General features: G+C 64.8%; 19 protein-coding genes. 13 read left to right on the forward strand and 6 right to left on the reverse strand.

Translation table 11 applies throughout. The features are described from left to right. Nucleotides 1-135 precede the first annotated feature (135 nt). The 9 genes from AC3WG5_RS02195 (at nucleotide 136) to AC3WG5_RS02235 (ending at nucleotide 10,773) form a co-directional block, all read left to right on the forward strand. Entirely contained in the window at nucleotides 136-543 is a 408-nt protein-coding gene (locus tag AC3WG5_RS02195; protein WP_008954348.1) for a MerR family transcriptional regulator, read from the forward strand. Nucleotides 544-874: 331 nt separating this feature from the next. After that, nucleotides 875-2,044: an isovaleryl-CoA dehydrogenase gene (locus tag AC3WG5_RS02200; protein ID WP_492567615.1), complete on the forward strand. Its 1,170-nt coding sequence runs from the start codon at nucleotides 875-877 to the stop codon at nucleotides 2,042-2,044. Between the two features lie 3 nt (nucleotides 2,045-2,047). Next, nucleotides 2,048-3,646, forward strand: coding sequence for a carboxyl transferase domain-containing protein (locus AC3WG5_RS02205; protein WP_492567616.1), 1,599 nt, complete (start codon nucleotides 2,048-2,050; stop codon nucleotides 3,644-3,646). A gap of 10 nt (nucleotides 3,647-3,656) precedes the next feature. Then, nucleotides 3,657-4,448, forward strand: coding sequence for an enoyl-CoA hydratase/isomerase family protein (locus tag AC3WG5_RS02210; protein ID WP_492567617.1), 792 nt, complete (start codon nucleotides 3,657-3,659; stop codon nucleotides 4,446-4,448). 118 nt (nucleotides 4,449-4,566) lie between these two features. Further along, a complete protein-coding gene (locus tag AC3WG5_RS02215; protein WP_492567618.1) occupies nucleotides 4,567-6,534 on the forward strand; it encodes an acetyl-CoA carboxylase biotin carboxylase subunit in 1,968 nt (655 codons plus the stop codon). A gap of 60 nt (nucleotides 6,535-6,594) precedes the next feature. After that, entirely contained in the window at nucleotides 6,595-7,098 is a 504-nt protein-coding gene (locus AC3WG5_RS02220) for a GyrI-like domain-containing protein (protein ID WP_482580716.1), read from the forward strand. Nucleotides 7,099-7,155: 57 nt separating this feature from the next. Beyond that, nucleotides 7,156-8,049 (forward strand): hydroxymethylglutaryl-CoA lyase, encoded by an 894-nt coding sequence (locus AC3WG5_RS02225; RefSeq protein ID WP_492567619.1) that lies wholly within the window; start codon nucleotides 7,156-7,158, stop codon nucleotides 8,047-8,049. A 103-nt stretch (nucleotides 8,050-8,152) separates the two neighbouring features. Further along, the gene (locus AC3WG5_RS02230; RefSeq protein ID WP_492567620.1) at nucleotides 8,153-10,114 is read left to right on the forward strand and encodes an acetoacetate--CoA ligase; all 1,962 of its coding nucleotides are present in this window, start codon (nucleotides 8,153-8,155) and stop codon (nucleotides 10,112-10,114) included. Nucleotides 10,115-10,413: 299 nt separating this feature from the next. Further along, nucleotides 10,414-10,773: a hypothetical protein gene (locus AC3WG5_RS02235; RefSeq protein WP_008954340.1), complete on the forward strand. Its 360-nt coding sequence runs from the start codon at nucleotides 10,414-10,416 to the stop codon at nucleotides 10,771-10,773. A 160-nt stretch (nucleotides 10,774-10,933) separates the two neighbouring features. On the opposite strand, the gene AC3WG5_RS02240 is transcribed toward AC3WG5_RS02235, so the two are convergent. Further along, the gene (locus AC3WG5_RS02240; RefSeq protein WP_014087931.1) at nucleotides 10,934-11,743 is read right to left on the reverse strand and encodes an FTR1 family iron permease; all 810 of its coding nucleotides are present in this window, start codon (nucleotides 11,741-11,743) and stop codon (nucleotides 10,934-10,936) included. 68 nt (nucleotides 11,744-11,811) lie between these two features. Beyond that, nucleotides 11,812-12,135 (reverse strand): cupredoxin domain-containing protein, encoded by a 324-nt coding sequence (locus tag AC3WG5_RS02245; protein ID WP_008954338.1) that lies wholly within the window; start codon nucleotides 12,133-12,135, stop codon nucleotides 11,812-11,814. Nucleotides 12,136-12,410: 275 nt separating this feature from the next. Here AC3WG5_RS02245 and cysS point away from each other — a divergent pair, with 275 nt between their 5' ends. The 3 genes from cysS to AC3WG5_RS02260 all read left to right on the forward strand — a co-directional run bounded on the left by cysS (nucleotide 12,411) and on the right by AC3WG5_RS02260 (nucleotide 16,158). Then, nucleotides 12,411-13,784 carry a cysteine--tRNA ligase gene (cysS, locus tag AC3WG5_RS02250; protein WP_492567672.1) on the forward strand — a complete coding sequence of 458 codons (1,374 nt, stop codon included), beginning with the start codon at nucleotides 12,411-12,413 and terminating at the stop codon, nucleotides 13,782-13,784. 243 nt (nucleotides 13,785-14,027) lie between these two features. Further along, a complete protein-coding gene (gene rpmE / locus AC3WG5_RS02255; RefSeq protein WP_008954336.1) occupies nucleotides 14,028-14,243 on the forward strand; it encodes a 50S ribosomal protein L31 in 216 nt (71 codons plus the stop codon). Nucleotides 14,244-14,511: 268 nt separating this feature from the next. Further along, nucleotides 14,512-16,158, forward strand: a complete 1,647-nt coding sequence (locus AC3WG5_RS02260; protein WP_492567621.1) for an ArnT family glycosyltransferase — start codon at nucleotides 14,512-14,514, stop codon at nucleotides 16,156-16,158. Nucleotides 16,159-16,305: 147 nt separating this feature from the next. On the opposite strand, the gene AC3WG5_RS02265 is transcribed toward AC3WG5_RS02260, so the two are convergent. Beyond that, nucleotides 16,306-16,695, reverse strand: coding sequence for a c-type cytochrome (locus AC3WG5_RS02265; RefSeq protein ID WP_492567622.1), 390 nt, complete (start codon nucleotides 16,693-16,695; stop codon nucleotides 16,306-16,308). A 350-nt stretch (nucleotides 16,696-17,045) separates the two neighbouring features. Then, nucleotides 17,046-18,731 carry a glutamine--tRNA ligase/YqeY domain fusion protein gene (locus tag AC3WG5_RS02270; protein WP_492567623.1) on the reverse strand — a complete coding sequence of 562 codons (1,686 nt, stop codon included), beginning with the start codon at nucleotides 18,729-18,731 and terminating at the stop codon, nucleotides 17,046-17,048. 247 nt (nucleotides 18,732-18,978) lie between these two features. On the opposite strand from AC3WG5_RS02270, the gene AC3WG5_RS02275 reads away from it, so the two are divergent. Further along, entirely contained in the window at nucleotides 18,979-21,273 is a 2,295-nt protein-coding gene (locus AC3WG5_RS02275) for a YgiQ family radical SAM protein (RefSeq protein WP_492567624.1), read from the forward strand. 75 nt (nucleotides 21,274-21,348) lie between these two features. On the opposite strand, the gene AC3WG5_RS02280 is transcribed toward AC3WG5_RS02275, so the two are convergent. Both AC3WG5_RS02280 and AC3WG5_RS02285 read right to left on the reverse strand, forming a co-directional pair. Next, complete coding sequence (locus tag AC3WG5_RS02280; protein ID WP_492567625.1) at nucleotides 21,349-21,933, reverse strand: NAD(P)H-dependent oxidoreductase; 585 nt, start codon at nucleotides 21,931-21,933, stop codon at nucleotides 21,349-21,351. 16 nt (nucleotides 21,934-21,949) lie between these two features. Then, nucleotides 21,950-22,588, reverse strand: coding sequence for a LysE family translocator (locus AC3WG5_RS02285; protein WP_492567626.1), 639 nt, complete (start codon nucleotides 22,586-22,588; stop codon nucleotides 21,950-21,952). Nucleotides 22,589-22,730 lie beyond the last annotated feature (142 nt).

Genomic DNA, 22,730 nt, shown 5'->3' on the forward strand with positions numbered 1-22,730 from the left:
TCCTGTGTCGCGGAACGCGGTAATTGATGTGCTTTTCTTCTGAACGATAAGTTACTATTACGTAAACGTAATCACAAGACCGACCTGCAAGCGTGGAGAAAACGCTACAATCGCGACATAAGGACAGGAATCACCATGACCCAGCAAGAGCTATTCTCCATCTCCGACCTGGCCCGCGACTTCGGCGTCACCCTGCGCACCATCCGCTTCTACGAAGAGCAGGGTCTGATCGAGCCGGAACGCGCCGGCCGCCAGCGCGTATTCACCCGCCGCGATCGCGCCCGTCTCAAGCTGATCCTGCGTGGCAAACGCATCGGGCTGTCGCTGCAGGAAATCCGCGAAATCCTCGACTTGTATGAACTGGCGAAGGATGAGGCGAGCCAGTCGCTTAAGCTGTTGCGGCTGTTGAGCGAGCGCCGCCAGCAATTGGAAGAACAGCGCGACGACATCGATGCGGTGTTGGCCGAGATCGACACGCTGGAAGCGCACTGCCGCACCGTGATCGACGAGATGACAGCCAAGTCCGACTCCGCCAACGGCTGAACCCAGCCCCGCCAAGTGGGGTTAGGCTGCTCACAAAGTACTCTGGTACGTGTTTACAGGACCCGGCAGAGCTGGGCCTCTCCACCTAAGCATTTGATTCCGCAGCCTCTCTATCTATCCCCAATCCTTCGCTGAGTGAATCTTAAAGATTCGCACGCAGTCCGCCCTTGCCCGGCAAGGGGGCCTCACTGCGCTCGACCGGGTTTGTCAGCAATCTGAACCCCACCAAGCTGGTTTTTTTGCATTTTCATATTGACGCTTACGTAAACGTAAACCAAAATAAATCGACGATATGGCCCTTGCGCCGAGAATGACAGAGGAGAAAACGATCATGTTCACCAGCCTGCGTTTTGCCCATGGCGAGACTTATGAAATGTTGCGTGACTCGGTAAAGGCCTTCGCCGACGCCGAGATCGCCCCGCGCGCCGCCGACATCGACCGCGACAACCTGTTTCCGGCCGACCTGTGGCAGAAGTTCGGCGATCTGGGCCTGCTTGGTATCACCGTAGAAGAGGAATACGGCGGCAGCAACATGGGGTACCTCGCACACATGATCGCGATGGAGGAAATTTCGCGCGCCAGCGCCTCGGTCGCCCTCTCCTACGGCGCCCACTCCAACCTGTGCGTCAACCAGATTCGCAAGAACGGCAACGAAGATCAGAAGCGCCACTACCTGCCCAAGCTGATCTCCGGCGAGCACGTCGGTGCCCTGGCGATGTCCGAACCCAACGCCGGCTCCGACGTGGTGAGCATGAAGCTGCGCGCCGACAAGAAGGGCGACCGTTACGTACTCAACGGCAGCAAGATGTGGATCACCAACGGTGGCGACGCCGACACCCTGGTGGTGTATGCCAAGACCGACGTCAACGCCGGACCGAAAGGCATCACCGCCTTCATCGTCGAAAAGGGCTTTGCCGGCTTTAGCCACGGTAGCAAGCTCGACAAGCTCGGCATGCGCGGCTCCAACACCTACCCGATCTTCTTCGACGACTGCGAAGTCCCGGCGGAGAACATCCTGGGCAAGGAAGGCGAAGGCGTGAAGGTGCTGATGAGCGGGCTGGATTTCGAGCGCTCCGTGCTGGCCGCCGGTCCGCTGGGCATCATGCAGGCATGCATGGACGTGGTGGTGCCCTACCTGAACGACCGTCAGCAGTTCGGCCAGGCGATCGGCGACTTCCAGCTGATGCAGGGCAAGCTTGCCGACATGTACGTCAAGTTGTCGGCCAGCCGCGCCTACGTCTACGCCGTGGGCCAGGCGCTGGACCGTGGCGAATCCGGACGCCAGACGCGCAAGGACGCCGCCGGGGCGATCCTGTACGCCGCCGAGAACGCCACGCAGATGGCGCTCGATGCCATCCAGTGCCTGGGCGGCAACGGCTACATCAACGAATACCCCACCGGCCGCCTGTTGCGCGACGCCAAGCTGTACGAAATCGGCGCCGGCACCAGCGAAATCCGCCGCTGGCTGATCGGCCGCGAACTGATGGCCGAAACGAGGTAAGCCATGCCGACACTCGAATCCAAACTGTCGCCGCGCGCAGCGGAGTTCCAGACCAACGCCGACAAGATGCGCGCGCTGGTGGCCGACCTCAAGGAAAAGGTTGGCCGAAACGCCCTGGGCGGCGGCGATGCCGCCCGCGCCAAGCACGTGGCGCGCGGCAAGCTGCTGCCGCGCGAGCGCATCGACCTGCTACTCGACCCAGGCGCGCCCTTCCTCGAGCTGTCGCAGCTCGCCGCCCTCGGCATGTACCACGACGGTGCCCCCGGCGCCGGCGTGGTAGCCGGCATCGGCCGCGTGGCCGGGGTGGAGTGCATGATCGTGGCCAACGACGCCACGGTGAAGGGCGGCACTTATTACCCGATGACGGTGAAGAAGCACCTGCGCGCCCAGGAAATCGCCCGCGAAAACCGCCTGCCCTGCCTCTACCTGGTGGACTCCGGCGGCGCCTTCCTGCCCTTGCAGGACGAGGTGTTTCCCGACCGCGAGCACTTTGGCCGCATCTTCTACAACCAGGCCCAGCTCTCCGCCGCCGGCATCCCGCAGATCGCCGTGGTGATGGGCTCGTGCACCGCCGGCGGCGCCTACGTGCCGGCGATGAGCGACGAGACCATCATCGTCAAGGAACAGGGCACCATCTTCCTCGGCGGCCCGCCTCTGGTGAAGGCGGCCACCGGCGAGGTGGTCGATGCCGAGGAACTGGGCGGCGGCGACGTGCACACCCGCATCTCCGGGGTGGCCGACCATCTGGCGCAGAACGACGCGCACGCGCTCTCCATCGCGCGCCGCATCGTATCCGACCTCAACTGGAAGAAACAGGGCGAACTCGACCGCGCCGAGCCGAAAGCGCCGCGTTACGCCGCGGAGGAAATCTACGGCGTGATTCCGGCCGACCCGAAAAAACCGTTCGACGTGCGCGAGATCATCGCGCGGCTAGTGGACGATTCGGACCTCGACGAGTTCAAGCAGAACTACGGCACCACGCTCGTCACCGGCTTCGCCCGCCTCAACGGCTACCGCGTCGGCATCATCGCCAACAACGGCATCCTGTTCAGCGAATCCGCGCTCAAGGGTGCCCACTTCGTCGAGCTGTGCTGCCAGCGCGGCATTCCGCTGATCTTCCTGCAGAACATCACCGGCTTCATGGTGGGCAAGAAGTACGAGAACGGCGGCATCGCCAAGGACGGCGCCAAGCTGGTGACGGCGGTGGCCTGCGCCAGCGTCCCCAAGTTCACCGTGCTGATCGGCGGCAGCTTCGGCGCCGGCAACTACGGCATGTGCGGCCGCGCCTACTCGCCCCGCTTCCTGTGGATGTGGCCGAACAGCCGCATCTCGGTGATGGGCGGCGAACAGGCGGCCGGCGTGCTGGCCCAGGTCAAACGCGACCAGTTGGGCGACGCCTGGTCGGCCGAGGAAGAAGAAGCCTTCAAGGCGCCGATCCGCTCGCAGTACGAGCACCAGGGTCACCCCTACTACGCCAGCGCGCGGCTGTGGGACGACGGCGTGATCGACCCGGCGCAGACACGCGAGGTGCTGAGCCTGGCACTGGAAGCCACCCTGTCGGCACCGATCGAGAAGACGCGCTTCGGCGTATTCCGTATGTAAGGAGGCGACGATGAGCTATACCACCCTGGAAATCGAACGCACCGGGCACCTCGCCACGGTGTGGATGAACCGGCCCGAGTTGCACAACGCCATGAACGAGGTGCTGATCGCCGAGCTGACGCGGGCCTTCGTCGAATTGAACGAGGACGCCGGCGTGCGCGTGATCGTGCTGGCCGGGCGCGGCAAGAGCTTCTCCGCCGGGGCCGACCTCGACTGGATGCGCCGCGCCGCGGGCTACAGCGAGGCGCAGAACCTGGACGATGCCAACCGGCTGGCGGCCATGCTGAAGGGCATCTACCGCAGCAAGAAACCCGTCATCGCGCGCATCCACGGCGCGGCAATGGCTGGCGGCACCGGACTGACCGCTGTGTGCGACGTGGCGATCGCCACCGACGCCGCCAGGTTCGCGCTGACCGAAGTGCGGCTGGGGCTGATCCCGGCCACCATCGGCCCCTACGTCGCCGACGCCATCGGCTGGCGCCAGGCGCGGCGCTACTTCCTCAGCGCCGAGCGCATCGACGCCGCCACCGCGCTGAAGATCGGCCTGGTGCACGAAGTCGTCGCCGCCGACGAACTGGATGCCCGCGTGGCCGAAGTGGCCGCCGAGTTCGCCAAGGGCGGACCGCAGGCCCTGGCCGCCGCCAAGGACCTGTTGGGGCTGCTGCGCGACGGCTCGCCACTCGACGACGTGCTGCTGGACGACACCGCTCAGCGCATCGCCGCCATCCGCGTCGGCGCCGAGGCGCGTGAAGGACTGGCGTCGTTCTTCGACAAGCGCCCGCCGGCGTGGGCGAAGGACTGAGATGCACGCCTACCCGACGCCCAGCGCCTTTGCCGCACCGCCTTCGGCCAACCTTGCCGACCGCCGCCCGGCCATTCCTCCGGAAACGGCGAAAACAGAAACAGGGAAGCGCCCCACCATGTTCAACAAGATACTGATTGCCAACCGCGGTGAGATCGCTTGCAGGGTGATCAAGACCGCACGCGCCATGGGCATCCGCACCGTGGCGGTGTATTCCGACGCCGACGCAAACGCCCGCTTCGTCAAGCTGGCCGACGAGGCCTACCGGCTGGGTCCGGCGCCGGCCGCCGAGTCCTACCTCAAGGCCGAGCTGATCCTCGACATCGCCAGGCAGAGCGGCGCCCAGGGCGTCCACCCCGGCTACGGCTTCCTGTCCGAGAACGAGGGCTTCGCCGCCGCCTGCGAGGCCGCCGGCATCGCCTTCATCGGCCCGCCGGCCTCCGCCATCGCCGCGATGGGCAGCAAGTCCGCCGCCAAGGCGCTGATGGAAAAGGCCCAGGTGCCGCTGGTGCCGGGCTATCACGGCGACAACCAGGAACCGGATTTCCTCAAGAGCCAGGCCGACGCCATCGGCTACCCGGTGCTGATCAAGGCCAGCGCCGGCGGTGGCGGCAAGGGCATGCGCATCGTCGAGAAATCCGACGACTTCCTCGCCGCCCTCGCCTCCTGCCAACGCGAAGCGCGCGCCAGCTTCGGCGACGACAAGGTGCTGGTGGAGAAATACCTGACCCGCCCGCGCCACGTCGAGATCCAGGTGTTCGCCGACAGCTTGGGCGACTGCGTCTACCTGTTCGAGCGCGACTGCTCGGTGCAGCGCCGCCACCAGAAAGTGCTGGAAGAAGCCCCTGCCCCGCACCTGCCTGCGGAAACCCGCCAGGCCATGGGCGAGGCCGCCGTCGCCGCCGCGCGCGCCGTGGGCTACGTCGGCGCCGGCACGGTCGAGTTCATCATGGACGTGGACTCAGGCCGGTTCTACTTCATGGAAATGAACACCCGCCTGCAGGTGGAGCACCCGGTCACCGAGATGATCACCGGCCAGGACCTGGTGGCGTGGCAGCTGAAGGTGGCCTCGGGTCAGCCCTTGCCGCTGAGCCAGGACAAGCTGGCGATCCATGGCCACAGCATCGAGGCGCGCATCTACGCCGAAGATCCGGACAAGGGCTTCCTGCCCGCCACCGGCACCCTGCTGCACCTGGTGCCACCGGCGGAGAACGCCCAGGTGCGCGTCGATACCGGCGTACTGCAGGGCGATACCATCAGCCCGTTCTACGACCCGATGATCGCCAAGCTGATCGTCTGGGGCGAAACGCGCGAGGCCGCGCTGCAACAGCTCGACGCCGCGCTGGCGGCGTACCAGGTCGCGGGCGTCACCACCAATATCCGTTTCCTGCGCCGCATCGTCGCCAACCCGGCGTTTGCCAGCGGCGACGTCGATACCGGCCTGATCGCCCGCTACCACGACAGCCTGCTGCCGCCCGCGGCGGCACCGAGCCGCGAACAACTGGCCTTGCTGGCGCTGGGCGAGGTGCTCGCCACGCAGACCGACGACCGCCACGCCTTCGGCGTGCTCGCCGGTTGGCGCCTGAATGGCACGCTGAAGCGCCGCGTGGCCTTCCAGCACGGCGAGACCCGCCATGAGGTCATGGTGAGCTATCTGGGCGACAGCTTCGCGCTGGAGATTGGCGGCGACACAATCCAGGCCAGCGCCCGCCTCGAGCAGAACCGCCTCGCGGCGACGCTGGGCGACAAGCAGCTCGACGCCACCCTGGTGCGCCACGGTCTGCAGCGCGTGCTGTTTGCCGCCGGCGAACGCCTGGCCCTCGACTACGTCGACCCCTACGCCTATCAGGAAGCCGGCATGCACGGCGAAACCCACCTCAAGGCGCCGATGCCGGGCCGCGTGGTGGCGCTGTTGGCCGAAGCGGGGAAAGCGATCGCCAAGGGCGAACCGCTACTGATCCTGGAAGCGATGAAGATGGAGCACACCATCACCGCGCCGGCGGACGGCAAGGTGCTGGCGTTCTACTTCGCCGCCGGCGAACAGGTCAAGGACGGCGACGAGCTGGTGGATTTCGAGGCGGAGTGAGGGCATGATCCTCCATGCCAAAAGCATGAAAGATCAACCCAACCCTCACGGAGAATGGACATGACACCCCAGATCGTCGACCACCCCGGCATCACCCTCGCCGGCTTCGCCATCCGCACCAGCCTGCAGGAGCAGGCCAATCTGCGCGACATCCCGGCGTTCTGGCAGCGCTACGCCCAGAGCTTGCGCACGCCGTTGCTGGCGTCGCTCAACCTGCCGCACGCCGTCGAATACGGCGTCGTGCGCGGCTTCGATCCGGCCAGCAGCACCTTCGACTACCTGATCGGCATCGAATGCCAGGGCGCGCCGCAACTGCCCGAGGGCGCGTGCCGCCATGCCATCGCCCCGGCGCGCTACGCCATGTTCACCACGCCGCCCGCCGACAACGACGAGGCCTTCTCGCGCGCCATCGTCGCCACCTGGCAGGCCGCCTACCAGGACTGGCTGCCCACGGCACCCTGGCAGCATGCCGGCAGCGAATCGTTCGAACGCTACGACGGCCGCAGCGGCCCCGGCCAGACGGGGCGCCAGATGGAGATTTACCTTCCGGTCGTCCCGCGCTGACGCCCTTCGCTTGACCCGGTGCCCGCAACGGCGGGCGCCCTACTGGATATCGTCGTCATGAAACACGTCAAGATCGTCGAAGTCGGCCCGCGCGACGGGCTGCAGAACGAGAAGCAGCCGGTCGCGCTGGCGACCAAGCTGGAACTGATCAAAAGGCTGCGCGACGCCGGCCTGACCACCATCGAAGCCGGGGCGTTCGTATCGCCCAAGTGGGTGCCGCAGATGGCCGATTCGGCCGAGGTGCTCAAGGCGCTCGACCTGTCCGGGCCGGTCAACTACCCGGTGCTGGTGCCCAACGAGCAGGGACTCGACGCCGCGCTTGCCTGCGGCGTCAGGGAAATCGCCGTGTTCGGCGCCGCCAGCGAGAGCTTCAGCCGCAAGAACATCAACGCCAGCATCGCCGAGAGCCTGCAGCGCTTCGAAAGCGTGATGGCACGCGCCGCTTCGGCCAACCTTCGCGTGCGCGGCTACGTCTCGTGCGTGGTGGGCTGCCCCTACGAGGGCAGGATCGCGCCACAGCAAGTCGCCATGGTGGCCAAGGCGCTGTACGACATGGGCTGCTACGAGATTTCGCTGGGCGACACCATCGGCGTGGGCACCCCCAACACGGTGCTGGAGATGCTGGGTGCCGTCAGCAAGCTTGTGCCAACAGAACGGCTTGCCGGGCATTTTCACGACACCTACGGCATGGCCATCGCCAATATTCATGCCGCACTAGGCGCCGGCATCGGCACATTCGACTCCTCGGTTGCAGGTTTGGGCGGCTGCCCGTATGCTCGGGGAGCCTCGGGCAACGTGGCCACCGAGGACGTGGTCTACCTGCTGCACGGCCTCGGCTACGAGACCGGCATCGATCTGCCGCAGCTGGTGGCGACGGCCCGTTTCATTTCCGGCGCATTGGGCAGGGAAGTCGGTTCGCGCGTGGGCAAGGCCTTGGCCTTGCCCGAATGACAGCAAGCGTCTGCGTTGTCGCCCGCCCCCGCTGACACTGCTGCTTAAAGATAACAATCCACGGCCGCCGGCACCGCCGGCGCGTCGGGCTAGAGGAGAAACCATGCAGGAAGACTGGAGCCCGATCTGGCAACCCTCGCCGAGCCGTCTGGCCGGCAGCCACCTCACCGCCTTCACCCGCCTCGCCGAAACCGCCTTCGGCCAACCTTTGGACGACTACCACGCGCTGTGGCAGGCCAGCATCGACGACCCGGCTCGCTTCTGGTCGCTGCTGTGGGACTACGCCGGCGTGATCGGCAGCAAGGGAGAGACGGCCCTCATTCACGGCGACGACATGATCGCCGCGCGCTTCTTTCCCGACGCCCGGCTCAACTACGCCGAGAACCTGCTGCGCCGCCGCGACGACGCGCTGGCCCTGGTGTTCTGGGGCGAGGACAAGGTCAAGCGCGAGCTGACCTGGTGGGAACTGCACGACCTGGTGTCGCGCCTGCAGCAGGCCATGTCGGCGATGGGCGTGCGCGCCGGCGACCGCGTCGCCGGCTTCGTGCCGAACATGCCGGAAACCGTCGCTGCGATGCTGGCCGCCACCAGCCTCGGCGCGATCTGGACATCGTGTTCGCCCGACTTCGGCACCGACGGCGCGATCGACCGCTTCGGCCAGACCGAACCCAGGCTGCTGTTCTGCCCGGACGGCTACTGGTACGGCGGCAAGGCCATCGACATCCGCGGCAAGATGCAGGTCATCGCCGACGGCCTGCCCAGCGTGGAAAAGGTCGTGGTGCTGCCCTACCTCGGCCAGACCGCAGCCTTCGCCGCTGCCGTCCCGAAGGCCGTCACGCTGGACGACTTCATCCAACCCTACATCGCCAACGAGGTGAGCTTCGAACGCGTCCCGTTCAACCACCCGCTGTTCATCCTCTATTCCAGCGGCACCACCGGCAAGCCCAAATGCATCGTGCACGGCCACGGCGGCACGCTGCTGCAGCACCTCAAGGAACACCAGCTGCACGGCGACCTGCACCCGGGCGACGTGCTGCTCTACTTCACCACCTGCGGCTGGATGATGTGGAACTGGCTGGTCTCCGGGCTCGCCAGCGGCGCCACGCTGCTGCTCTACGACGGCTCGCCGTTCGCCGCCAACCAGCGCGTCCTGTGGGATTACGTCAGCGCCTACCGCTGCAGCCATTTCGGCACCTCGGCCAAGTACCTCGACGCGCTGAAGAAGTTCGGCGTGGAGCCCGGCGCCGAGTACGACCTCTCCCAACTGCGCGCCATCTTCTCCACCGGCTCGCCGCTGGTGGCGGAAAGCTACGACTGGGTGTACCAGCACATCAAGCAGGACCTCAACCTGGCGTCGATCTCCGGCGGCACCGACATCGTGTCGTGCTTCGCGCTCGGTTCGGCCAACCTGCCGGTGTACCGTGGCGAACTGCAGTGCCGCGGCCTCGGCATGGCGGTGGACATCTGGAACGACCGCGGCCAGCCGGTGCGCGGTGAGAAAGGCGAACTGGTCTGCACCCGCCCCTTCCCGTCGATGCCGATCGGCTTCTGGCACGACCCGGAGCGAGAGAAATACCGCAAGGCCTACTTCGCGCGCTTCCCCAACACCTGGTGTCACGGCGACTACGCCGAGTTGACCGAGCACGACGGCCTGATCATCTACGGCCGCTCCGACACCGTGCTCAACCCCGGCGGGGTGCGCATCGGCACCGCCGAGATCTACCGTCAGGTGGAAGCGTTCGAGGACATTCTGGAAAGCCTGGCGGTGGGCCAGCGCTGGCAGGACGACGAGCGGGTGATCCTGTTCGTGCGCCTGCGCGAGGGGCTGACGCTCGACGCCGACCTCGTCGACCGGCTGCGCGACAAGATCAAGCACGGCGCCAGCCCGCGCCACGTGCCGGCCAAGATCATCCAGGTCGCCGACATTCCGCGCACCATCAGCGGCAAGATCGTCGAACTGGCGGTCAAGAACGTGATCCACGGCGAGCCAGTCAGCAATGTCACGGCACTGGCCAACCCGCAGGCGCTCAAGCTGTTCGAGCACCTGCGGGAACTGCAGAGCTGATCTTCCTAGCACCGGACCGCGAGCCGGCCCGTCAACCATGACAGGCCGCAACAGCCTGGTGGCGGTGGATGTTCCTGAATGGCTGCCCTCACCGCGAGAGGCAGCCATTTTCGTTTCATCACGGTGCCGGTGCCGGCCTGTTTCCGTGCGAGCCACCCCATTCCTGGCCCCGATGGCCCGCTTAGGGTGTCGATCGCGGGTGCAACTACCTCGCTCTCTGGCTACAGTTACAGGGTAGCGGCAGCCATGCCCGTAAACGGGCAGCGTTGTTGCCCCAACGGAATGTGAAGGATGGAAACATGGCAACGAAGTTGGCCCTCATCCCCCTGCTAACCCTCGCCCTGCTGCAGGGCTGCGTGGTCGCCCCTTACGGCTACCCGGTCCAAGCCACGACGGCAGAGGTCGACGCCTACCCGGTATACATCGATGGCGCGCCGGTCCAGTTCGTCGCCGGCTATCCCTACCCCATCATCTTCGATGCCAGCTTCGGCTGGGGCTACTGGGATCATGACCGACGCTGGGTGCGCGTGCCGCCCCGATGGCACAACGACCTGGAACGGCGCTACCCGCACGGACGGGGCGCCCCGCTGTTCCGGCCGAATCCGCAGCAAGACTACCGCCGCTTCGACCCCCATTTCCGCGGCCCTCCCGGACGATGAAACGACAATGGCCGCAGATCGCTCTGCGGCCATTCGGAAATCGGCATCGACGCATCGTGTCTCTTGCCGTGGCGCCTCTCTTGGCTTGTGCGCCAGTCAGTACTCGCTAACCTCCTGACTCGGCCGGCCTCGAATTATCGTGCCTGCCGATCAGGAAGCATCAACGCTTGAGCCGTTTCAGCCCGGCCAGCACCACCAACCAGTAGCCCGCGTAGGCCACCAGCATCGCCACCGCCGGCTGCGCGCGATAGCCGGTCAGCGCCGCCACCGTACCGCCAAAGCGGGTGGAATCGTCCAGCAGCGCCGAGGTATCCCACACCGAACCGGACCAGGCCTGCAACCAACCCATGCCGATCATCTTGTCGATGCCGGTCACCAGCAAGGCGCCGGCCAGCATCAACAGCATGATTTCGGTGACGCGGAAGAACAGCCGCCACGACAGATACTTGCCGCCCTGCTGCAGCAGCCAGAAAGTCAGATAGGCCAGTCCGAAACCGGCTGCCGTCACGCCAAGGAAGCTGGCCAGCCCGGTGTTGGCGATATCGCTGCCCAACCCGTACAGGAAGACCACTGTTTCGGCGCTTTCACGTGCCACCGCCAGCATCACCACCACGAACATGCCCCACCAGTTGGCGCTCGATGCCGTCTTCGCCATCTCGCCTTCCAGTTCGCTCTTGAGCTTGCGTCCGTGCTTGCGCATCCAGAACACCATCTGCACGATCAACACCGCCGCCACCAGCACCATCGCGACCTGGAAATACTCCAGCGCCCCCTCCGGCAGGCTACTCTCCAGCACCAGCATCACCCCGGCCAGCGCCCCGGCCAAGCCGAGACCGGCGGCAACGCCGCCCCACAGATAGCGGCCGCCCTGCGCCACATAGCCGCTGGTTTTCAGCCAGGTATGCAGAATGCCGACCACCAACAGAGCCTCGACGCTTTCACGCCAGATGATGAACAGGGCGTTGAACATGATGTGTTCCTTCTCTCAATACAAAACGGCGAACCCGAAGCATCCGCCGCCTCAGACGACGGTAAAACTTATTTGGCGACGATGGTGCCCTTGGCCTTGTCTTCGTTGTACTCGTCAACGAAGTTGTAGGTGCCGGCCTTCAGTGCGGCAAAGCTGACGCTGACCGATTTGCCTGCGGCCACAACCTTTTCCTTGTGCAGCTGCTTGCTTTCGAATTCGGCCGTCTTCTTGGTCTGGTTGTTTACCATTACCTTGAACGGCTTACCTGCCGGCACCTCGAGGGAGGCCGGCTCGAAGCCCTTGTCGGTCAGGTTCAGGGTGAAGCTGTCGGCATCAGCGGCATAGCTGGAAACAGCAAAGACCATCAGGGCAGAAGCAAGCAGGGTACGCATGACGTGAGTTGACTCCGAGTTGTGTAGTATCTAGTTAATGATAACCGTTTTTATTCCTCTTTGAGAACAGGCAATACCCCGGCCCTTACATCATCAACGCCTGCCTCGCCCGGAGCTTGCCCTGCAAGGCTTGCTGCATCGGCCTTCATGACAAGTGCCTCAACCCAAGTTTACCCGCCAGGCATTGAATGCGGCGTTGTCCCGGCACAACAGGCACTTGACCGCTCTGGTACAATGCCCTTTTTTGCCTTCGACGCTACAGGTTTATGACCACCATGCTGAACCTCTACAACACCCTGACCCGACAGAAAGAAGTCTTCAAACCGATCACGCCCGGCAAAGCCAGCATGTACGTGTGCGGCATGACGGTGTACGACTACTGTCACCTCGGTCACGCCCGCATGGTGGTGGTGTTCGACATGGTGGCACGCTGGTTGCGCGCCACCGGCTATGACCTGACCTACGTGCGCAACATCACCGACATCGACGACAAGATCATCAAGCGTGCCGCCGAGAACGGCGAACCGATCCAGGCGCTGACCGCCCGCTTCATCGACGCCATGAACGAGGATTTCGATGCACTGGGCGTCATCCACCCCGATTTCGAGCCGCGCGCCACCGAGCACGTGCCGGGCATGATCGCGCTGATCGAGACGCTGATCGCCAACGGCCGCGCCTACCCCGCACCGAACGGAGACGTGTACTACGCGGTACGCGAGTTCCCCGGCTACGGCAAGCTGTCCGGCAAGAGCCTGGAAGATCTGCGTGCCGGCGAGCGCGTCGAAGTGGACGTCAACAAGCGCGACCCGTTCGACTTCGTGCTGTGGAAGGCCGCCAAACCGGGCGAACCCTCCTGGCCGAGCCCCTGGGGCGAAGGCCGCCCGGGCTGGCACATCGAATGCTCGGTGATGAGCGAACACCACCTGGGCGAACACTTCGACATCCACGGCGGCGGCGCTGACCTGCAGTTTCCACACCACGAGAACGAAATCGCCCAGTCGGAAGGCGCGCACAACCACGACTTCGTCAACTACTGGCTGCATAACGGCTTCATCCGCGTCGACAACGAGAAGATGTCGAAGAGCCTCGGCAACTTCTTCACCATCCGCGAAGTGCTCGAGAAGTACGATGCCGAAGTGGTGCGCTTCTTCATCCTGCGTGCCCACTACCGCAGCCCGCTCAACTACTCCGACGTACACCTGGACGACGCCAAGCAGTCGCTGACGCGCCTCTATACCGCGCTGAAGAACGTGGCAGCCACCGACATCGCTATCGACTGGGAAGAAAACGACTACGCCCGCCGCTTCAGGCAGGCAATGGACGACGACTTCAACACCGTGGAAGCCATGGCCGTGCTGTTCGATCTGGCCGGTGAAGTCAACCGCGGCGAATCCGCCGTGCAGGCCGGCCTGCTGAAGGCCCTGGGCGCAGTGCTTGGCCTGCTGCAGCGTGACCCTCAGGAGTTCCTGCAAGGTGGCAGTACTGCGGCCGAACTGTCGGCCGACGCCATCGAGGCACTGATCCAGGCCCGCCGCGACGCCCGCACCGCCAAGAACTGGGCGGAAAGCGACCGCATCCGCAACGAACTGGCCGCCAAAGGCGTGATCCTGGAAGACGGAGCCCAAGGCACCACCTGGCGCCGCGCCTGATTAGGCTGGAAATAAACCCGCCGCCCCATGCCGGACCTATGACGCTCACCGTGCCAGTTGGACGGCTGCGCGTCCCTGACCGGCCTCGGGGGCACCCTGCGGTTTCTTTCACCCGCTCTGAGTCCGTCATTTACGGAAACGCCGCCCCTTGCGCTTGTCAAGTCAAGTCAAAGGGCGGATAATCTGGCGTTTCGACAAGCGGTACAGGCAAAACCCCTGTACCCGATTTGAAAGGGAACCACGATGAAAACCGATATTCACCCGAATTATCACGAAGTGAACGTGACCTGCTCCTGCGGCAACCAGTTCGTGACCAAGTCGACCATGGCCAAAGAAAACTTCACGATCGAAGTTTGCTCCCAGTGCCACCCGTTCTACACCGGCAAGCAGAAGATCGTCGACACCGCCGGCCGCGTTGACAAGTTCAACCAGAAGTTCGGCAGCTTCTTCAAGCGCTAAGCGCTTCGGGATTGCCCCTTCGGGTAGAGAAAAGGCAGCGCGAGCTGCCTTTTTTGCATTCCACCCTCCATTGCCTTGCCCGACAGCCGCCAAACCGGAAGCGATCCCGCCATGAACCATGGCAAGGACGCACCACCGCGCCGACGACAAGCCGATGCCGGCCGCCGTGCCTTTAGCCATCCCGCCAATACTCCAGACGCGTAGCCGTAGCCGCCCGGTGAAATGGGCGCTAAGCTACTGCCTTTGACCGCGCCCTTCCCGCTCCCGCATGCTGACGTACACCCCGGACTCCGACTCCCGTCTCGCCCAACCGACCGAGAAGCCCTGGCTTCTGCTGCTGCTGACCTTCGTCTGGCTCTGGCCCGGCATCTTGGGCCACGACCCATGGAAACCTGACGAGCCCTACGTCCTGGCGGTAGTCGAAGGCATGCTGCGGCACCACCAGTGGCTGTTGCCCTCCATCCAGGGTCTGCCGTACCTGGAGTCCCCACCGCTGTATTACTGGGTCGCGGCCGGCTTTGCGCGGCTGCTGTCCCCCTGGGCCCTGCCCTTGCACGACGCGGCCCGATTGGCCACGCCGTTCTTCATGGCGATCGGGCTGACGCTGGCCGGTCTGGCCGGACGCGAACTGATAGGCCGGCGCCACGGCCGCAGCGTGGTGCTGATCCTGATCGGATGCATCGGCTTGATCGCCACCGGCCACCAGATGAATGCCGCGGTCGCCGGCTTTGCCGGCTTTGCCGCGGCCTTCTACGCACTGGTACTGACGCTGCGCTCCCCGGGCCTGGCCGGGGCAATCCTGGGAGCCGCCACCGCGACGGTATTCCTCTCGGCCAGCCTGCTCGAGGTAACCTTGATCTGGCTGGTGGCAATCCTGCTGCCGGCGTTCAGCGCCTGGCGCAGCCAACGCTACCTGATCACCCTGCTCATGGGCCTGGTACTGGCCCTGCCGCTGATGATGATCTGGCCAATGATGCTGGCCAAGGCGCAGCCGGCGGTATTCGCCGCCTGGTGGCAAGGACACGCGCTGGGACCGCTCAACGGCTTCGGCCATGTCGGTGTCTTCCACGATTTCGGCTACTACCCCCTGGTTTCGCTGTGGTACACCTGGCCCGCCTGGCCACTGGCAGCGTGGACGCTGTACCGCCACCGCCATCTCGACAAGCCGGTACTGCAATTGCCGCTGATGTTCTTCGGCGTGGTCATGATCCTGCTGACCTTGTCTACTCGGCAAAGCTCGGAGTATGCCCTGCCGATGCTGCTGCCGATGGCCATGCTGGCCGCGGTCGAGCTCGACACCCTGAAGCGCGGTGCCGCGGCGTTCCTGAACTGGTTCGGCCTGATGACCTTCGGCTTTTTCGGGCTGTTGATCTGGGCCGGCTGGGCGGCGATGAACTTTGGCTGGCCAGAACGGCTGGCGCAACGCGCCAAGTACTTCAGCCCCTACTACGAACCCTCGGTCTCGACACTGGCCGCACTGTGCGCGCTGTTTGCCACCCTGGTGTGGCTGTGGGCGGTGACGCGCCGCAACCTGCGCGGACGGCAGGCAGTGACGAACTGGGCTGCCGGCATCACGCTGTTCTGGGGGTTGGCGATGAGCCTGTGGCTGCCGTGGCTGGACGCCGCCAAGAGCTATCGGCCGGTGGTGGTGAGCATGATGCGTGCGCTGCCCGCCGACGCGCGCTGCGTGGCCACCGAACGCGACAATCTGCTGACACGACTGAGCTGGCACTACTTCGGCGGACTGAAGCTGACCCCGTACACGCCCGGTCGTCCGGTCCCCTGCCACTACCTGCTGGTCAGCCGTACCCCGGCCGAGGGCCTGGCCGAACCCGGCTGGCAGATGCTCTGGCAGGGCAGCCGGCCACGCGAGAAGAGCGAAATCTTCGGTCTGTTCCGTCGCTCGCCACCCTGATCCGGACGGGCTGACGGCACATACCGGGACCCACCCTTGGCGACAAGCAGGTATATATAGAAAAAGCGGCGCCATCAGGACGCCGCTTTTCTTTGCCGTATGGCGAGCCCGAACACCTTGTCGCGGGCTCGACGGCCTAGCTGGAGTTCATTGTTTCAAGTCCAGAATCCACTGGACCAGCTTTCTGGCATCCGCCTCCTGGATGGCCACCGCGTTGGGCGGCATCGCCAATCCACTCACCTTGCCCTTCCAGTGGCTGGCATAGGGGTTGGAGCCCTCCATCACGGTTCTCAGCAGCTTTTCCGAGACGCCTTCCTGACCCTTGTAACGGGCGGCCACGTCCTGCCACGCGGGACCGATCGGCGCCACGCCTGCCGGACCCGGCTTGCCCGACTCGATGCTATGACAGGCAACACAGCCGCTGGTCGCCGCCAGTTGCTTCATCGCCACGTCCAGCTTGGCATCCGCCCATGCACTGCCTTGGGCGGCAAACACCAGCACGGCCACGGGAACAACTCTGCGTAGTAGTGGGAACATTTTGACCTCCGATCGTGAATGGCTTCAACTCCCATAGTGAGCCTGGAGCAACCGCAAGCTATTGACATGCGTCAACGAATCGTTTTGCCGGCCATTCGACGCGGAGGCCTCACGCCAAAAGAAATGGCGACCCCACGGGGCCGCCATTTTACTAATGCGGATCAGCCAACAACCGATTTTAGTAGGCGAGCTGGCCAAAGCAGGTTGAGGGCTGCCGGAGCACTGGAACCGGAATGGACACGTAGCCCATGAGGATCATGGCTGACCGAGTCTCCGTGCAGAGACTCGCACGCTCAGAGCAGCGCCGGCACTCAAGATGCAAAGGCACAGCCGCCCAATGAAATAGGTTTTTACTTGGCCCAGGAATCCTTCAACCCTACCGTACGGTTGAACACTGCCTTGACACCCGGCTGGTGCTCGTAACGGTCGGTCACGAAGTAGCCGAGGCGCTCGAACTGGTAGCGCGTTTCCGGCTCGGCCTTGAGCACCACGTCTTCGACGCAGGCGGTCACGGTCGCGAGCGAGTGCGGATTGAGGAACTGGCGGAAGTCGACGTATTCGCCATCCTCACCGCGCACGGCGTCCGGACGCGGCTCGGTGAACAGGCGGTCATACAGACGCACCTGAGCCTCGATGGCGTGCTCGCACGACAGCCAGTGGATCACGCCCTTGACCTTGCGGCCGACCGGGTTCTGGCCCAGCGTGTCGTGGTCGATCGAACACTTCAGCTCGACCACGCGGCCAGTGGCGTCCTTGATCACCTCGTCGCACTTGATCACGTAGGAATAACGCAGCCGCACTTCGCCGCCGGCGGTGAGGCGCTGCCACTTCGGCGGCGGCACTTCGGCGAAGTCGTCGCGCTCGATGTAGATCTCGCGCGAGATCGGCACTTCGCGCTCGCCGAATTCCGGGTGGTGCGGGTGGAACGGCGCGCTGCGGCTGGCGGTCACGCCCTCTTCGAAGTTGATCAGCGTCACCTTGATCGGGTCGAGCACCGCCATCACGCGCGGCGCCTCGGCTTCCAGCGTCTCGCGCACGGCGCCTTCCAGCACGCTCATGTCGATGATGTTCTCCCCTCTCGACACACCGATGCGCTGCGCGAACAAGCGGATACCGGCCGGGCTGAAGCCGCGGCGGCGCATGCCGGCGATGGTCGGCATGCGCGGGTCGTCCCAGCCCGTGACCAGGCCGTCGTTCACCAAGGCCTGCAGCTTGCGCTTGGAGGTCAGCGCGTACAGCAGTTCCAGGCGCGAGAACTCGTACTGGCGCGGGTGACAACCGATGCTGATGTTGTCGAGTACCCAGTCGTACAACGGGCGGTGGTCTTCGAACTCCAGCGTGCACAACGAATGGGTAATGCCTTCGATGGCATCGGAAATGCAGTGGGTGTAGTCGTACATCGGGTAGATGCACCACGTGTCGCCGGTACGGTGGTGGTGGGCACGACGAATGCGGTAGATCACCGGGTCGCGCATGTTGACGTTGCCCGAGCTCATGTCGATCTTCAGGCGCAGCGTCTTGCTGCCGTCCGGAAACTCGCCGTTCTTCATGCGCGTGAACAGATCGAGGTTTTCCTCGATGCTGCGGTCGCGGTACGGGCTGTTCTTGCCCGGTTCGGTCAGGCTGCCGCGGTAGGCGCGCATTTCCTCGGCGTTCAGGTCGCAGACGAAGGCCTTGCCGGCCTTGATCAGTTCCACCGCATAGCCGTACAGCGGCTGGAAATAATCGGAGGCGTAACGCACTTCGCCATCCCACTTGAAACCCAGCCAGGACACGCTGTCCTTGATGGACTCGACGTATTCGTCGGATTCCTTCTCCGGGTTGGTGTCGTCCATGCGCAGATTGCATTTGCCCTGGTAGTCGTCGGCCAGACCGAAGTTCAGGCAGATCGACTTGGCGTGGCCGACGTGCAGGTAGCCGTTCGGCTCGGGCGGGAAGCGCGTCACGATGGAGGCGTGCTTGCCCGAGGCCAGGTCCTCGTCGATGATATTGCGGATGAAGTTGCTGACAACGGGCGCGTTGTTTTCCGTACTCATGGGATGAATGTCTAGTGTTTCGGTGGATTCCAATGGCCCGATTGTACCCGATTTAGCGTCGATATTCCGAATGCACCGGGCGTGCCGTGCCGGGTGCAGGCCGTTTTCCGCGGCCTTCGGCCAACCCTGTCCCGCCCCCAAAAACCCGCCTGAAAATGGGGTTATGCCCTTGAAAAACAATCAAATTTACTGATCTCCGGGGGCAAAATCTGGCACAATGCGCGTCAACCGAATAATCGCACGCACCATGACCACCGTTTCCGCCCCCGTAAAACCGATCACCTCCTACCGCAAATTCTGGGCCCAGCGCTTCGGCACCGCGCCGTTCCTGCCGATGACCCGTGCCGAAATGAACGAGCTGGGCTGGGACTCCTGCGACATCATCATCGTCACCGGCGACTGCTACATCGACCACCCGAGCTTCGGCATGGCACTGGTCGGGCGCCTGCTGGAGGCGCAGGGCTTCCGCGTCGGCATCATCGCCCAGCCCGACTGGCACTCGGCCGACCCGTTCCGCGAACTGGGCCGCCCCAACCTGTTCTTCGGCGTCACCGCCGGCAACATGGACTCGATGATCAACCGCTACACCGCGGACCGTAAACCGCGCTCGGATGACGCCTACACCCCGCACGCCGAGGCCAACAAGCGTCCGGACCGTGCGGTGACGGTGTACGCGCAGCGCTGCCGCGAGGCCTACCCGGGCGTCGGCGTGATGATCGGCAGCATCGAGGCGTCGTTGCGCCGCATCGCTCACTACGACTACTGGAGCGACAAGGTGCGCCAGTCGGTGCTGGTCACCTCCAAGGCCGACCTGCTGCTGTTCGGCAACGCCGAGCGCGCGCTGGTGGAAGTGGCGCACCGCGCCGCCGCCGGCGAGAAGCTGTCGGAGATCCGAGACGTGCGCGGTACCGCCTTCCTGGCGCCGCACGGCTGGATGCCGGGCGACGACTGGCAGATGATGGACTCCACCACGCTCGACCAGCCGGGCAAGGTCGAGGCGCATCAGAACCCGTACGAGATGGTGCCGGAAAAGGAAGAAGCCGCCTGCGCCAGCGGCCAGGGCAAGGACCCCGCCGCCGCCCAGCCGATCACCTTCATGCCGCTGCAGGAGCGCGTGGCGGCGCGCAAGGCGCAGCGCGCCAAGACCGTGGTCAGGATTCCCGCCTACGAGGCGGTGGCGCACGACCCGGTGCTGTACGCCCACGCCAGCCGCATCCTGCATCTGGAATCGAACCCCGGCAACGCCCGCGCCCTGGTGCAACTGCACGGCGAGCGCGACGTGTGGCTCAACCCGCCGCCGATTCCGCTCACCACCGAGGAAATGGACCACGTGTTCGGCCTGCCCTACGCGCGCAACCCGCACCCGTCCTACGGCAAGGCGCACATCCCGGCGTGGGAGATGATCAAGTACTCGGTCAACATCATGCGCGGCTGCTTCGGCGGCTGCACCTTCTGCTCGATCACCGAGCACGAGGGCCGCATCATCCAGAGCCGTTCGGAAGAATCGATCCTGAAGGAGCTGGAGGAAATCCGCGACAAGACCGACGGCTTCACCGGCCACATCTCGGACCTGGGCGGCCCCACCGCCAACATGTACCGGCTCGCCTGCAAGGACAAGAAGATCGAGACGTCCTGTCGCAAGCTGTCCTGCGTCTACCCGGACATCTGCGAGAACCTGGGCACCGACCACAGCCACCTGATCCAGCTCTACCGCAAGGCGCGCGCGCTGCCGGGCATCAAGAAGATCAACATCCAGTCCGGCCTGCGCTACGACTTGGCGGTACGCTCGCCGGAGTACATCAAGGAACTGGTGACGCACCACGTCGGCGGCTACCTCAAGATCGCCCCGGAGCACACCGAGGAAGGCCCGCTCTCGAAGATGATGAAGCCGGGCATGGGCGCCTACGACAAGTTCAAGGAACTGTTCGAGCGCTTCAGCCGCCAGGCCGGCAAGGAACAGTACCTGATCCCGTACTTCATCGCCGCCCACCCCGGCACCAGCGACGAGGACATGATGAACCTGGCGCTGTGGCTGAAAAAGAACAACTTCCGCCTCGACCAGGTGCAGACCTTCACGCCGACGCCGATGGCCATGGCCACCACCATGTGGCACACCCGGCGCAATCCGCTCAAGCGCCTGGCGCGCAGCTCGGAAAAGGTCGACGTGGTGCGCGACGGCTACCGCCGCAAGCTGCACAAGGCCTTCCTGCGCTACCACCACCCGGACAACTGGCACATCCTGTACGAGGCGCTGATCAACATGGGCCGCCAGGACCTGATCGGCTACGGCAAGCACCAGCTGATCCCGCCGACTCCGCCCAAGGGCGCCGAGGACAAGGGCAAGCGCTTCAACGTGGCGCGCACCGCGCACCACCCGACCCAGCGCTTCCAGGACGCGCCGCCACGCGGCCGCGCCCCGGCCGCCACGCGCGGCAAGCCGGCAGGAGCCTCCGCCAAACCGGGTGGCAAACCCGCCTCCAAGCCGGCCTCGCGCCAGGCCGCCGCGAGCAGCGGCAGCGCCAAACCGCGCGGCCGGCGCTGAGCACCCATAACAAAGCCCCGCGTGGTTCACACGCGGGGCTTTTTATCGTCGGAAGATGGCCAGGGCGCTTCCGCCCTAACGCCCCTCCCGCCCCAGCCGGCGCATCGTTTCCAGCCACCGGCCACGTCGCTCGCCATCCTCCGCCTCGACCATGCCAATCAGGCTGTCTCGAATCGGCCCGATGCCGGAAAAGCCGAGGATACTGCGCTTCAGACTCTTGAGGCCATGAGCGCCGAAATACCAGCGGTAGATCGGCGCCGGCATGCCCATGGTGACGACGATGCGGGCCGATTTACCGCTCAGGCGCTTGCGCCATCCCTTACCGTTGGACTGGTCGAAAGCGAACTGCGGACGGAACACCTGCTCCAGAAAGGCTTTCAGCAAGGCCGGCAGGGAGCCCAGCCACAGCGGGTAGACGATGACCAGGTGCTCGGCCCAGTTGATGCTCTCCTGCGCCCGCCGGATCACTTCGACGGGCGTACCGTTATCGAACTCCTCCTTGGAGCGCAGCAACGGGAAGTCGAGCGTGGCCACCTCGATCAGCCGAACCTCGTGCCCGGCCTCGCGCGCGTCTTGGACGTAGGCCTCCGCCAGCGCATGGCAGAAGTGGTCACCGGCGGGGTCGGGATGTCCCTGGATGACGAGGATGCGTTTACTCATGGCGCGCACCACACGACTAGACGCTGCGACGCGGCTCGAGGGCCAGGCGCAGTGCCAACGCCCCCAGCACGAAGCCCATCAGGTAGCGCTGCGCCGCCAGCCACAGCGGCTTGCGCGCGAACCACGACGCCATGCCGGCGGCACTGAGCGCGATCAGCAGATTGACCGAGAAGCTCACCGCAATCTGCGTGAGCCCCAGCGTGACGCTCTGCGCGAACACCGAGCCGTGCTCGGGCGACACGAATTGCGGGAAAATCGACAGATAGAACACGGCGACCTTGGGATTGAGCAGATTGGTGAGAAAACCCATCAGGAAGAGCTTGGGCACAGGGTCCGCCGCGAGCTGCCGCGGCTCGAACGGCGAGCGCGCCCCCGGCTTCACGGCCTGCCAGGCGAGCCAGAGCAGATAAAGCGCCCCGACCCACTTGAGCAGCTCGTAGGCAAAGGGCACCGCCAGGAACAGCGCGGACAATCCCAGAGCGGCCGTCAGCATGTGGACCAGAAAGCCGGCCACCACCCCGCACAAGGAAATCACCCCGGCCTGGCGCCCCTGGCAGATCGAACGCGAAATCAGGTAGATCATGTTCGGCCCCGGCGTCAGCACCATCAGCAGGGAGGCACCGGCAAAAAGCAAGAGATCGGGAACGGCAACCATCGGTAACTCCTCGGCTCGAGGGCCAAGCAACAGGCGCCCTGAAGGTGGCAATTCGGGCTGCTGCGCCCATTCTCTCCAGAATGCCACACAAGGCCCATGACAAAAAGCTGACGTACGGCAACGTGGTCATCACGGCGCAGGG

Source organism: Pseudogulbenkiania sp. FW507-F1 (assembly GCF_058781125.1).